Source organism: Streptomyces sp. SID5910 (assembly GCF_009862125.1).
Classification (GTDB): Bacteria; Actinomycetota; Actinomycetes; order Streptomycetales; family Streptomycetaceae; genus Streptomyces.
This window is the reverse complement of sequence record NZ_WWHX01000502.1, coordinates 1-12,815: the sequence shown is the minus strand read 5'-3', so window position 1 is coordinate 12,815 and position 12,815 is coordinate 1. Positions and strand designations below refer to the sequence as shown.

Annotated in this window: 14 protein-coding genes; 10 read left to right on the top strand and 4 right to left on the bottom strand. The window is 73.5% G+C overall.

From position 1 onward, the window contains the following. The 9 genes from GTW67_RS17985 to GTW67_RS17945 all read left to right on the top strand — a co-directional run. Positions 1 to 516 (top strand): aspartate dehydrogenase domain-containing protein (locus tag GTW67_RS17985; protein ID WP_161165846.1); only part of this gene is annotated, 516 nt, incomplete at its 5' end. Next, entirely contained in the window at positions 513 to 1,337 is an 825-nt protein-coding gene (locus tag GTW67_RS17980) for an alpha/beta fold hydrolase (RefSeq protein WP_161165845.1), read from the top strand. The genes GTW67_RS17985 and GTW67_RS17980, both read left to right, overlap by 4 nt. Before the next feature lies 1 nt (position 1,338). After that, positions 1,339 to 1,860, top strand: a complete 522-nt coding sequence (locus GTW67_RS17975; protein WP_161165844.1) for a cupin domain-containing protein — start codon at positions 1,339 to 1,341, stop codon at positions 1,858 to 1,860. Further along, complete coding sequence (locus GTW67_RS17970) at positions 1,853 to 2,596, top strand: SDR family oxidoreductase (RefSeq protein ID WP_161165843.1); 744 nt, start codon at positions 1,853 to 1,855, stop codon at positions 2,594 to 2,596. Before GTW67_RS17975 ends, GTW67_RS17970 begins: the two co-directional genes overlap by 8 nt. Positions 2,597 to 2,612: 16 nt before the next feature. Next, positions 2,613 to 3,398, top strand: coding sequence for an SDR family oxidoreductase (locus tag GTW67_RS17965; protein ID WP_161165842.1), 786 nt, complete (start codon positions 2,613 to 2,615; stop codon positions 3,396 to 3,398). A 9-nt stretch (positions 3,399 to 3,407) separates the two neighbouring features. Further along, positions 3,408 to 5,036 (top strand): thiamine pyrophosphate-binding protein, encoded by a 1,629-nt coding sequence (locus GTW67_RS17960; RefSeq protein ID WP_161165841.1) that lies wholly within the window; start codon positions 3,408 to 3,410, stop codon positions 5,034 to 5,036. A 12-nt stretch (positions 5,037 to 5,048) separates the two neighbouring features. Then, complete coding sequence (locus tag GTW67_RS17955) at positions 5,049 to 5,996, top strand: PDR/VanB family oxidoreductase (protein WP_161165840.1); 948 nt, start codon at positions 5,049 to 5,051, stop codon at positions 5,994 to 5,996. A gap of 32 nt (positions 5,997 to 6,028) precedes the next feature. Next, positions 6,029 to 6,256, top strand: a complete 228-nt coding sequence (locus GTW67_RS17950; RefSeq protein WP_161165839.1) for a recombinase-like helix-turn-helix domain-containing protein — start codon at positions 6,029 to 6,031, stop codon at positions 6,254 to 6,256. 1 nt (position 6,257) lies between these two features. After that, the gene (locus GTW67_RS17945; protein ID WP_161165838.1) at positions 6,258 to 7,268 is read left to right on the top strand and encodes a Rieske 2Fe-2S domain-containing protein; all 1,011 of its coding nucleotides are present in this window, start codon (positions 6,258 to 6,260) and stop codon (positions 7,266 to 7,268) included. A 32-nt stretch (positions 7,269 to 7,300) separates the two neighbouring features. On the opposite strand, the gene GTW67_RS17940 is transcribed toward GTW67_RS17945, so the two are convergent. The 4 genes from GTW67_RS17940 to GTW67_RS17925 form a co-directional block, all read right to left on the bottom strand. Beyond that, positions 7,301 to 7,852, bottom strand: coding sequence for a MarR family winged helix-turn-helix transcriptional regulator (locus tag GTW67_RS17940; protein ID WP_202437374.1), 552 nt, complete (start codon positions 7,850 to 7,852; stop codon positions 7,301 to 7,303). Between the two features lie 107 nt (positions 7,853 to 7,959). Further along, positions 7,960 to 9,384, bottom strand: coding sequence for a purine-cytosine permease family protein (locus tag GTW67_RS17935; RefSeq protein WP_161165836.1), 1,425 nt, complete (start codon positions 9,382 to 9,384; stop codon positions 7,960 to 7,962). Between the two features lie 163 nt (positions 9,385 to 9,547). Further along, positions 9,548 to 10,285 carry a VOC family protein gene (locus GTW67_RS17930; protein ID WP_161165835.1) on the bottom strand — a complete coding sequence of 246 codons (738 nt, stop codon included), beginning with the start codon at positions 10,283 to 10,285 and terminating at the stop codon, positions 9,548 to 9,550. Between the two features lie 133 nt (positions 10,286 to 10,418). Continuing rightward, positions 10,419 to 12,209 (bottom strand): SMI1/KNR4 family protein, encoded by a 1,791-nt coding sequence (locus GTW67_RS17925; protein ID WP_161165834.1) that lies wholly within the window; start codon positions 12,207 to 12,209, stop codon positions 10,419 to 10,421. Positions 12,210 to 12,408: 199 nt separating this feature from the next. Here GTW67_RS17925 and GTW67_RS17920 point away from each other — a divergent pair. Next, positions 12,409 to 12,815, top strand: a 407-nt coding sequence (locus tag GTW67_RS17920) for a carbonic anhydrase (RefSeq protein ID WP_161165833.1), incomplete at its 3' end; no start/stop codon positions are given.

The window sequence follows — 12,815 nt, the reverse complement described above, 5'->3', positions numbered from 1 at the left end:
ACCGACGAGGACCTCGCCAAACGCCTCCTCGGCGCGGGCCCCGGCCGGGTGTACTTCACCGGCGGCGCGGTCGGCGGCCTCGACCTGCTCCAGGCCGTACGGGCGCTGGGCCCCCTGGACGAGGTGACGCTGACGACCACGAAACTGCCGGGCACGCTCGAACAGCTCTGGATGGACGCGGAGTTGCTGCACCGGCTGCGCACCGCCACCGGGCCGGTCGAGGTGATGCGGGGCACGGCGCGCGAGGTGCCGGTGAAGTTCCCCCGGTCGACGAACGTGGCGGCCTCCGTCGCCCTCGCCGTCGGCGACCTGGACGCCGTCCGGGTCCGGGTCGTCGCCGACCCGGCGGCAATCCGCACCCGGCACGTCGTCGAGGCATCCGGCCCGCACGGTGCCTACCGCTTCGAGGCGTCCCACACCCCCGACCCCGACACCCCCGCGACCAGTGCGGTCGTCCCGTACGCGGTCCTGCGCTCCCTCGGCGCGATCGCCGGACGCCCGGGGCAGATCCTGTGACCGCCCCGATCACCCTCGATGCCCCGGCCGAGGTCCATGTCGAGGAGGCCGGCACCGACGGGCCCCTCCTGCTGTGCCTGCACGGCATCGGCTCGTCGTCCGCGTCCTTCGCGCCCCAACTGGCGGCGCTGTCCGACGAGTTCCGCGTCGTCGCCTGGGACGCCCCCGGGTACGGCCGCTCACCCGACCCGGACGGGCCGCTGGACCTGGACGGCTTCGCCGACGCCGCCGCCGAGGTCGTCCGCCGGCGCGGCGGCCCGGCCCATGTGCTCGGCGTGTCCTGGGGCGGGGTCGTCGCCCTGCGGCTCGCCGCGCGCCACCCCGGCCTCGTCGCCTCCCTGATCGTCGCGGACTCCAGCGCCGGCTCCGGCACGGACCCCGAGAAGGCGGCCGCGATGCGGGCCCGCGTGCCCGAGCTGGAGCGGCTGGGCGCACGCGCGTTCGCCGAGCTGCGCGGCCCCCGGCTGGTCTCCCCCGACGCGCCCGCCGGCCTCGTCCGCGGCGTCGTCGACACCATGGCGGCCGCCGTCCGGCTGCCCGGGTACGCCCACGCCGCCGAGTCGATGGCCGCCGCCGACCTGCGCGCCGACCTGGCGCGGATCACCGCCCCGGCCCTCGTGCTCTGCGGCGACCAGGACCGGGTCACCGGGCCGGACGCCGCCCAGGCGCTGGCCGGGGGCCTGCACAAGACGGCCTACGTGATCGTCAAGGACGCCGGTCACCTGGCCCACCAGGAACAGCCCGAGCGCTTCAACGCCTGGGTCCTGTCCCACCTGCACATCGTCACCAACCAGCGCACCACCCACCTCACGGAGGACTGACATGCCCCTCGAGACCACCGAGTACGACAACGGCGGCGACCTCGGCACGTACACCGACTCCCTGATCGCGAGCAGGGCCTCGCGCGAGCCCGACTGGGGCACCCTCTCCTTCCAGGAGAAGGCCGGCCCGCAGTTCAAGCGGGCGCAGATCCGCTACGTCGGCTCCGGCGCCACCGGCAACCACGACGACGACGGGCGGATCATCCCCTCCGGCGGGTTCACCTTCTCCAACATGCTGCTCCCGCCCGGCGCCGAGGGACCCGCCCACACCCACCACGACGTGGAGGAGGCGTTCTTCGTCCTGGAGGGCCAGGTCCGGGTGGGCATCCACCGGGGCCCGGACGAGGCCGAGTACCGCACGCTCGGCTACCGCGACATGATCGTGGTGCCGGCCGGTGTGACCCGGTCGCTGAAGAACGAGGGCGACAGCGACGCGCTGTTCTGCGTGATCATCGGCACGCGGAAGCCGCAGGTGCCGACCTACCCGGAGTACTCGCCGCTGTACGGCGTCACCCGTGACTGACACGGTGCGGACGGTCGTCGTGACCGGGGCGGGCCGTGGCCTGGGGGAGGCCATGGCCCGCCGGGCCGGCGCGGACGGGCATCGCGTGGTCGTCGCCGAGCTGAACGAGGAGTGGGGCGAGCGCACCGCGTCCGCGATCCGCGCCGAGGGCGGCGACGCCCGGTACGTCCCCTGCGACGTGGCGGATCCCGCGTCGGTCGCCCGGCTCGCCGAGGCCGTGGCTCCGTACGGCCCGGTGTGGGGCCTGGTGAACAACGCGGCCCTGGCCAACGGGGTGGGCGGCAAGGAGTTCCAGGACATCGACGTCGAGGTCTGGGACCGGCTGATGGCCGTCAACGCGCGCGGCCCCTGGCTGGTCGCCAAGGCCCTGCACCCGCTGCTCGCCCGGCCCGGCCGCATCGTCAACATCGCCTCCGACGCCGCCCTGTACGGCTCCCCGCGCCTGGCCCACTACATCGCCTCGAAGGGCGCGGTCGTCGCCCTGACCCGGGGCATGGCCCGCGAGCTCGGGGAGCAGGGCGTCACCGTCAACGCGGTCGCCCCGGGCCTCACCGAGTGCGAGGCCACCGAGTCCGTCCCCGCCGGACGCCACGCGCTGTACGCCACCCACCGCGCGATCTCCCGCCCGCAACAGCCCGACGACCTTCTCGGTCTCGTCTCCTTCCTGCTGAGCGAGGAATCGCGCTATCTCACCGGCCAGGTGATCGCCGTCAACGGCGGCTTCACCATGCACTGACACACAGGAGCGACTCATGGATCTCGGTCTCGCCGACCGGACCGTCCTGGTCACCGGCGGCAGTTCGGGCGTCGGCCTGGCCACGGTCCGCGCGCTGCTCGCCGAGGGGGCCAACGTGGCCGCCTGCGGCCGGGACGCCGGCCGTCTCGCCGACGCCGCGGCCGGCCTGGACGGCGGTGACCGGCTGCTGACCGCGGTGTGCGACGTACGCGACGCGGACGCCGTGCGGGGCTTCGTCGACCGGGCGGCCGAGCGCTTCGGCCGCGTCGACGGGCTGGTCAACAACGCGGGCCAGTCCCGGATGAAGCGGCTCGACGACACCACGGCCGAGGACTGGCGCGACGAACTGGAGCTGAAGTTCGCGGGTGTCCTCCATCCGCTGAAGGCCGCCCGCGGGCATCTGCGGGACTCGGACGCGGCGAGTGTCGTCAACGTCAACGCGGTCCTCGCCAAGCAGCCCGAGCCCCGCCTGATCACCACCGGCGCGGCCCGCGCCGGCATCCTCAACCTCTCCAAGTCGCTCGCCGTCGAACTCGCCGCCGAGGGCATCCGCGTCAACTCCGTCTGCCTGGGCCTGATCGACACCGGGCAGTGGACCCGGCGGCACGCCGCCGAGGACTCCGGCCTGGGCTACGGGGAGTGGCAGGCGCGGCTCGCCGCCGACCGGGGCGTGGCGCTCGGCCGGCTGGGCCGGGCCGAGGAGGTCGCCTACGCCGTCGTGACCCTGCTGTCGCCGCGCGCTTCGTACATCACCGGAACGGCCATCGACGTCTGCGGCGGGGTCGGCCGCGGCATCCTCTGAGAGGCACGCATGACATACCGCAACGGGGGCGACCTGCTGGTCGCCGTCCTGAAGGAACTCGGCATCGACACGGTCTTCGGCATCGTGTCCGTGCACAACCTGCCGCTCGTCGAGGCCGTCGACCGGGAGCTGCGCTTCGTGCCCGTACGGCACGAGGCGACGGCCGTGAACGCCGCCGACGGCTACGGCCGGGCCCGCGGGGGCCTCGGCTGCGCGCTGACCTCCACCGGCACGGGCGCCGGCAACGCGGCCGGCTCCCTGGTGGAGGCGCTCGCCTCGGGGACGTCCGTGCTGCACGTCACCGGGCAGATCGAGAGCCGTTACCTGGGCGAGGGCCGGGGCTTCATCCACGAGACCAGGGACCAGCTCGGCATGCTGGCCGCCGTGTCCGCGTACGCGGCGACGGTGCCGGACGCCGCGAGCGCGGGGCGCCTGCTCCGCGAGGCCGCCGCGACGGCGCTGGCCGTGCCGGGCGGTCCGGCCAGCGTGGAGTGGCCGGTCGACCTCCAGTACGCGGCTCAGGTGGACACCCCGGGGACGCCGGCCACCGCCGAGGCCCCCGCAGCCCCGGATCCCGCCGAACTGGCCGGTGCCCGGGCGCTGTTGACCGCCGCCCGGCGCCCGCTGATCTGGGCGGGCGGCGGCGCGAACCGGGCCCGGCCGGAACTGCTCGCGCTGCTGGAGACGACGGGCGCCGGCCTGATCACCTCCAACTCCGGGCGCGGCGCGGTCCCCGAGGACCATCCGCGGGTCATCGGCAACTTCGCCACCACGCCCGCCGTACGGTCCCTGCTCGCCGACGCGGACGCCCTGGTCACCGTCGGCACCCACTTCCGCTCCAACGAGACGGCCGACTACGGCCTGAAGCTGCCCGGCGCGCACGTCCAGATCGACGTCGACCGTGCCGCACTCGGCCGGGTCTACCCCGTCCGGCACGCCCTGCGCGGCGACGCCGCCCGCGTCCTGCCCTCCCTGACCGGGGCCGCCGCACCCGCCGACCCTGACTGGACCGCCCGCGTCTGCGCCGTGCGCGACGAGGTCCGCGCGGCGCTGCGCGAGGGCATCGGCCCGCAGGCGGCCGTCTGCGACGCGCTGACCGCCGCCCTCCCGCGCGGCGCCGTCATCGCCCGTGACGTGACGATCCCGTCCTCCACCTGGGGCAACCGGCTGCTGCCGATGCACGATCCGCGCGCCAACGTGTTCCCGCGCGGCGGCGGCATCGGCCAGGGGCTCGGCATGGGCATCGGCGCCGCGCTCGCCCGCCCCGACGTGCCGACGGTGGTCATCGCCGGGGACGGCGGCCTCGCCGTCCACCTCGGCGAACTGCTCACCCTCGCCCAGGAGCGGCCCCGGCTCCTGCTGCTCGTCTTCAACGACGGAGGCTACGGCGTCCTGCGCAACACGCAGGACCGGTACAGCGACCGTCGCTCCGGTGTCGACCTGCACACCCCCGACTTCGCGGGGCTCGCCGCCGCCTGCGGACTGCCGTACGCGCGGATCGCCGCGGAGGCCGACGCCGACGGGGTGATCCGGGGCGCCCTGGCCGCCGACGGTCCGAGCCTCGTCGAGGTGGACCTCGCGGCGCTCGGCCCGATGAAGACGCCCTTCACCCCGCCCGTCTCGATCCCCACCGCCTAGGGAGGCCCTTCGATGAGCGACAGCGAAGAGCGGCGGCTCGAACTCCTGGTGCGCCGCATGACCTGGGAGGCGGACGGCGTCCTGTCCGTCGAGCTGACCGACCCGGCCGGCAAGCCCCTGCCCGCCTGGTCCCCCGGCGCCCATCTGGACCTGCGCGTCGGCGGCTTCGTCCGCCAGTACTCGCTGTGCGGCGACCCGGCCGACTGCGGCACCTACCGGATCGCCGTCCTGGACGAGCCCGCCTCGCGCGGCGGGTCGCGCCACGTCCACACCGCACTGCGTCCCGGGCAGACGGTGGAGGCGGCCGGCCCGCGCAACCACTTCGCGCTGGAGCCCGCCGGGTCCTACGTGTTCGTCGCCGGCGGGATCGGCATCACCCCGATCCTCGCCATGGCCCGCCAGGCCGACCGCGACGGCACCCCGTACCGCCTGGTGCACGGCGGGCGGTCGCGCGCCTCCATGGCCTTCGGCGACGAACTGGCCCGGCTCACCGGCGGCGAGGTCACGCTCGTCCCGCACGACGAGCTGGGCCACATCGACCTGGCCGCGGCCCTCACCGGCCTGGCGGACGACGCGCTCGTGTACGCCTGCGGGCCCGAGCCGCTGCTCGCGGCCGTGCAGGAGGCGTGCCCGGCGGGCCGGCTGCGGCTGGAGCGGTTCGCCGCCCCGGCGGTGGAGCGGTCCGGCGACGACTCCGCCTTCGAGGTGGAGTGCCGCCGGTCCGGCCTGACGGTCCCGGTGGGCGCGGACACCTCCGTCCTTGAGGCGGTGGAGGCGGCGGGCGTGTCCGTGCCCTCGTCCTGCCGCGACGGCATCTGCGGCACCTGCGAGACCCGCGTCCTCGCCGGCACCCCCGACCACCGTGACCTGCTGCTCTCCGAGGCCGAGCACAGCGCGGGCGAGACGATGATGATCTGCGTCTCGCGCTGCGCCTCCGACCGGCTCGTCCTCGACCTGTAAGCCCCTGTCCCGTCGTCCCTCCGGAGAACCCCATGACCGCCGGCGCCTGGCCGTACCTCGACCCCCACCAGTCCCGCACCCACGAACCCACCCCGTACGAGACGAAGCTCGCGCGCACCCTCGAAGAGATCTTCACCCGGGACGGCCACGACCTCGCCGACGTCGTCGCCGGGCTCAACGCCCGCCAGGTGCGCACCCCCGACGGCGCGCCCTGGACCGAGGAGTCCTTCCGTACCGAGATGCACCGCCTGGGAGCCTGAGATGAGCCTGACCACCGACGTCACCGCCGACCACGTCTACGCGCACGGGCTGCGCAACCAGTGGCACCCGGTCGTCCCCTCCGACTTCGTCGAGCCCGGCGGCATGCGCAGGGTCACCGCGCTGGGCGAGGACTGGCTGCTGTTCCGCACCGCCGACGGCACGCTCTCCCTGCTCGCCGACCGCTGCCCCCACCGCGGCGCCCCGCTCTCCCTCGGCAAACACCTCGGCGACCGGGTGGCCTGCTGGTACCACGGCGTCGAGGTGCGGGGCGACGGCACCGTCTCCTCCGTGCCGGGGCTGCCCGGCTGCAACCTGGAGGGCAAGAAGCTGGTCACCTCCCTGCCCGTGCGCGAGGTGGCCGGCGCGATCCTGGCCTACTTCGGCGACGAGCGGCATCCCGAGCCCGCGCCCCTCACCCTCCCCGAGCCGCTCACGGACCCGGACATCGCGGCGATCCTCTGCTACGCCGAGTGGAACGTGCCGTGGCGCTACGCCGTGGAGAACCTGATGGACCCGATGCACGGCGCGTTTCTGCACCACGAGTCGCACACGATGTACGACGGTGACACGCAGGCCAAGTTCCGCATCCGCGAGACCGACCGCGGCTACTTCTTCGAGAAGACCGACCAGCGGGGCGTCAACTTCGACTGGGTCGAGCTGTGCCGGACCGGGGTCGACTGGGTCGACCTGTCCATCCCGTACCCGCCGTCGGCGGGCCCCGGCGGTCCCTTCGGCATCGTGGGCATGGCCTGCCCGGTGGACGCCGGACGCACCGGTGTCTTCTTCTGGCGCTACCGCGAGGTGTCCGGCTGGCAGCGGGACACCTGGCGGTTCCTGTACCGGACGCTCATCGAGGAGCGGCACTGGGAGGTCCTGGAGCAGGACCGGGTGATGCTGGAGGCGATGCCTGCCGACGCCAACGGGTTCGAGAACCTCTACCAGCACGACCTGGGCGTGGTGCGCCTGCGCCGCCTGTACCGGCAGCAGGCCGAGGCACAGGCCGCCGGCTGACGGACCGGGAGGGTGCCGGGAGATGCCGGGGGTCAGCTCCCGGCACCCTCCCCCGCTTCTTCCTCCGTCTCGGCCGAAGCCACGATGGACCGCTCCAGCTTGGACAGCAGCCGGGCCAGCTGGCGCCGCTCGGCCGGGGACAGGTCCGTCAGCATCCGGCGTTCGTTGTCCAGGTGCTCGGCGAACACCTCGTCGACCTTGGCCAGACCGGCGTCGGTGAGCCGCGAGTAGACGACCCGGCGGTCCCCGGCGTCGCGTTCGCGCACGATGAGGCCGTCCTTCTCCAGCCGGTCGATCCGCAGGGTGACCCCCGCCGAGGAGATCAGGCCCGAGTCGGCGAGCTGTCCCGCGGTCAGCCGGTAGGGCTTGCCGGCCCTGCGCAGCGCGGTCAGCACGTCGAAGCCGGCCACGGCCAGCCCGTGCCGCTCTATGCCGGCGGCCAGTTCGGCGTTGTAGCGCAGGAAGGTGCGGTGCAGCCGGGCCAGGACTTCGAGGGGGGCCGTGTCCAGTTCGGGCCGTTCCCGGGCCCAGTCCTCGATGATCGCCGCCACGGCATCCCGCTGGGCCGCCCTCTTCGCCGCCATGCCGCGCCTCCCCATGTCACCAGCCGTCGCGGACCTGTTCCAGAAATCTTAGCCCTGAAATACCTGGTCCACGGCACCGGATCGCACGCCGGGCGGCACCCTCGTCGTCAGCGCATGCCGCCGACACCTTCGGGCTCGTCCGCGCGGGAGGCCTCGCCGGCGGTGCGCAGGGCCGTGCCGGACTGACGGCGGCCGACGAGCCAGTAGAGGCCGGCCGGGACGACGAGGCCGACGATCCAGGAGATGTCGGCGCCGTCCAGCGTGGTGACCAGGGGGCCGGTGTAGAAGCTCGTGGACAGGAACGGCAGTTGCGCGGCGAGGCCGATGACGTAGACGGACAGCGCGGGCAGGCGCCAGCCGCCGTAGCGGCCGTCGGGGTCGCTGAGTGCGGGCAGGTCGTAGCGCTCGCGGGAGATCAGGTAGTAGTCGACGAGGTTGATCGCCGACCACGGGGTGAAGAAGGCCAGCAGGAAGAGGAGGAAGTCGGCGAAGGAGTCCAGGAAGGAGTTGCGTCCGGCCAGCGCCAGCAGGGTGCCGGCCACCATGATGGCGCCGATGTAGAGCATCCGGCCGCGCTGCGAGACGGCACGCTGTCCCCGGAAGCCGCTGACGCTGGTCACGATGGACATGAAGCCGCCGTAGGTGTTGAGCACGTTGATGGTCAGCTTGCCCAGCGCGATCACGAAGTACAGGAACGACGCGATGATGCCCGCGCCGCCGAGCCCGACGACGTAGCCCACCTGGTCGTCCACGAAGGCCGTGCCGGCGGAGGCCGCCGCGAGGACGCCGAAGCTCATCGACCACTGGGCGCCCAGCACGGTGCCGGACAGGGTCCACCAGAAGGTCGTGCGGGCCGGGGTGGTGCGGGGCAGGTACCGCGAGTAGTCGGCGACGTAGGGACCGAAGGCCAGTTGCCAGGACGCGGACAGCGACATCGCCAGCAGGAACATGGGCAGGGCGAAGGTGTGGTGCTGGTGGACCATCTCCCCCAGGTCGATCCGCTGGAGCAGCCGGACGCCGAGGTAGACGAAGGCGAGTGCGCACACGACGCTGGCGACCCGCCCCAGGGCGTGGACCATGCGGTACCCGACGGTGGCCATGAAGGCGGTGACCAGGGCGAAGACGATGATGCCGGGGACGGTGCCGAGGTGGGTCAGCTTGCCGACCGCCTGACCGGCGAGCACCGAGCCGCTGGCGAAGAAGCCGATGTACATCACGACGACCAGCAGCAGGGGCACCACGGCGCCCCGGACGCCGAACTGCGCCCTGGAGGAGATCATCTGCGGCAGTCCCAGGCGTGGGCCCTGGGCCGAGTGCAGGGCCATGACGCCCCCGCCGAGGAGGTTGCCCAGCAGCAGTCCGACCAGTGACCAGACCACGTCTCCGCCGAACACCACGGCGAGGCCGCCGGTGACCACGGTCGTGATCTGGAGGTTGGCACCCAGCCAGAGGGTGAACTGCGAGAACGCCGTCCCGTGCCGCTCCTCGTCCGGGACGACGTCGATGGAATGCCGTTCGACCAGGGCGGCCATGGTTACTCCGTTCTGCTGGGCGACGGCCAAGGGCCGGCGGAGTTTTCCGGCAGCGGGAACGGGACACCGCCGACCGCGCTGCATAGTGTTATGCAGCATGGTCGGCCACTGAAGGGATTGCAACACCCTGAGGTCAACTAGATGTAAAGGCCATGTGGGGGCGCTACAGGGACCTCCGAAGAGAGAACTCGTTGCCGTCGGGGTCGAGCATCAGCACCCGGCCGCCGTCGCCCTCGATGCCGGTGCCAGTGCCGGCATCGGTGCGCCTCGCGCCGAGCGAGACCAGGCGTGCGGTCTCCGCCTCCCATCCGGCGCCGGCGGGGAGCGTCAGCTCGAAGCACAGCCTGTTCGCGCCCGTCTGCGGCGCCACGGGCGGGCCACCCCACGTGATCTTCGTGCCGCCGCTCGGCGACTGGATCGCGGTCTCCTGGTCCTGGTCCCAGACCAGCGGCCACCCCAGCGCCTTGCTCCAGAAGTAGCCGACCTCCTGCGTGCCGTCGCAGGCCAGTGCTCCGATGACGCCGGTGTCGGCGAGGAACGTGTTGCCCGCCTCGATGACACAGAACTCGTTGCCGTCCGGGTCGGCGAGCACCACATGCCCCTCTTCGGGGCGCTGGCCCACGTCGATGTGGCTCCCGCCCAGCTCCAGCGCCCTGGCGACCGTCCGCCGCTGGTCCTCCGGGGAGGTGCTCGTCAGGTCGAAGTGCGCCCGGTTCTGGCCGGTCTTGGGCTGCCGGCCCGGCAGGAAGCGAATGCGGAATCCGGCGGGGTCCGGGGGCGCGAGCGTGACGTCGCCGTCCGGGCCGCCGGCGGGCTCCCAGCCCAGGACGCCGGACCAGAACCGGGCCAGGTCCGGGGGGTGGGTGGCGTGGAAGCAGATCGCGGACAGCTGACTGGTCATACCCGTGCGTCTCCGATTCACCGACGGCCGATGCGGGGCCCCCGTGCTCCCCCGCGGGCGCAGCCTAGGGTGGCCGTGCGGCGCCCCGCATCCGGGTTTCCGTCGCGCGGGGACCGTCCGCCGGCCGGTCCCGCTACATCGCCAGGTCCTGGGCCAGTTCGCTGCGCCATTCCACGCTGAGCCTGCGGTACAGGACGGACGCCGCGGCGACCGGCAACGGCAGCTGAAGGAAGCGGCGCAGCGCGTCCGCCGCGCCGACGCGGAGCTGCCACGCCTCGAAGTCCTCCCGTGTGGCGGGCAGTTCGGGCGCGTCCCGTTCCCGGCGCCAGGACGGCTCCAGTGCGGGCCGGGCAGCCGCCGCCTCGGCCGCGAGCGTGCGCATACGCAGGTCGAGCGCGCCGTCCTCCGTGAGTTCGGGGGTTTCGCCGCGCTCGACGGTCTCCAGGGTCCCCGTCACCTCGGCGTAGGCGTCGAGCCCTGTCTCCGCGGCGAGTCTGCGCAACTGCGCGGCCATCGCCGTACGCAACCGCGGGGCCGGGGTGCGCTCGACCAACGCGCCCAGGTCGAAGTCGCGCACCTCCGGCGCGGGCCGGCACGACCACTCGGGGATGTCCTCCAGGACCGGCAGCACGAGGCCGCTGATCAGTGGCTCGTCGAGCGCTCGCGCCAGGTCGAAGTCGATGCCGTACGCGCTCCGCAGGCCGTCGAGGAGGTCGGCGTAGGCGGCGGTCGACCCCGGCCACGGGTCGACACCGATCGACTGCGCCTCGGTGCCGTCCGGGAGCCGTACGTAGTCCTCGCGGGGCGACGACACGAGGCGGTCGTGGGCGCCCTCGGCGTACGGAAGGCCCTTGTCGTACACGGTGATACGTACCTCGGGGCCGTGCTTGGTCAGTGCCACCACGCGGGTGTCCCGGGCCAGCCTGCGCAGCACCTCCGGGCGGGTCAGCTGGTCGGCGCCCGCGCTCTGCGTGAGGAACCCCCAGTCCCCGCAGTGCCCCGCGCGCACCAGCGGCCGGGATGCCGCCCAGAGGCTCGCCGCGGACAGCCGGGCCTGTGCGTGGGTGCGCTCCCGGACGGACTCCCGGCCCACCACACCGGCGCGCAGCAGGAGTTGCTCCGCGCTCACGCCCTCGGCGAGGACGAGGTCCGGCTGACGGGGCCGGGGCGTCCGGGGCCCCGCGAAACCGATCGTGGCGTACGCCCCGTTCCTCGGTGGTTCCGGTCGCGGGCGCACGGGCCTCGGTTCGGGCTCGGGCGTCTGTGCGGCGAGGTCGAGCAGCGAGGTGGGCCCGGCCTTGACGGTGCGGGTGGCCTCCTCCCAGATCAGCTTTCCGTCGACGGCCAGCGGAACCCGGCCCCCGACGGGCAACCGCCGCTCCAGGGCGTCGGCGAACGCGGACACGGCCGCGCGCAGGGAGGCCCAGTCGCTGAACGAGGGGGCGTCTTCGTTGAAGTAGTCGCCCACCCGCCCGTAGTCGTCGCCCGGGCGGCAGGTGAGGAACAGGCCGTCCTGGGCGTCCCAGGCGACGCCGTGGGTGATCAGCAGCCACTCGTGGCGCCAGTAGGCGTTGAGTTCGGAGTCGTCCTCGTCGTCGTAGAGGTCATCGACGTCCTCGCCGACGGACCGCAGGAACAGCGTGTTCTCCACGATGGCGGCGACACCGGCGAACGGGCCGTTCAGCGCGAACACCGGTGCTCCGTCGTCCAGTTCGACGCCGTCGTGGCAGCGGAGCGACGCGACGAGCTCCGGGTGGAACGTCACGCCGAGGCGCCGCTCGGCATCCGCTATCTCCTCGGGGGACGCGGGCGGCCGCAGCCGCGCCCGGCTCAGCGGGGCGTGTTCCGCGAGCCAGGCGCCGATGCGCGCCCAGGCGTCCTCGACGGTCGGCAGCGGCTGGCCCGGGGAAGTGGTCGACATCATTCGATCACCTTAGGAGCGGCCACTGACACTCCCCCGCGGCCGACGGCCGCCCGAGCCGCGCGGGGCCGCACCGGACGTCGTATAGATGCCACCAATAGCTCTCATCGCTGAGGCGTCTTGGACTCTATAGGTCCACGTCACGCATGGTGGTTCGTGTCGGCCACGGGAGGTCGGCACCACCCACCGAAGGGAGTGACCCATGCGTGACCTCGCCGACGGCGTCCGGCGTTTCCGGCAAAGCGTCCACCCGCGCAAGGCCGACCTGTTCGCGCACCTGGCCGGCACCCATGCGCCGCACACGCTGTTCATCGGCTGTTCCGACGCCCGCGTGGTCCCGGAGCTGATCACGGACAGCGAGCCCGGTGAGCTGTTCGTGATCCGGACCGCCGGCAACCTGGTCCCGGCCTACGGTCCAGGGGCCGAGGCGGTGACCGCGAGCGTCGAGTACGCGGTCGCGGTGCTCGGTGTCCCGGACATCGTCGTGTGCGGGCACTCCGCCTGCGGCGCCATGACCGCGCTGGCCGAGCGGCAGGACTTCGGCCCGGTGCCCGCGGTCGCGCAGTGGCTGCGGCACGCCGACACCTCCCGGGCCTGCGCCACCACGCC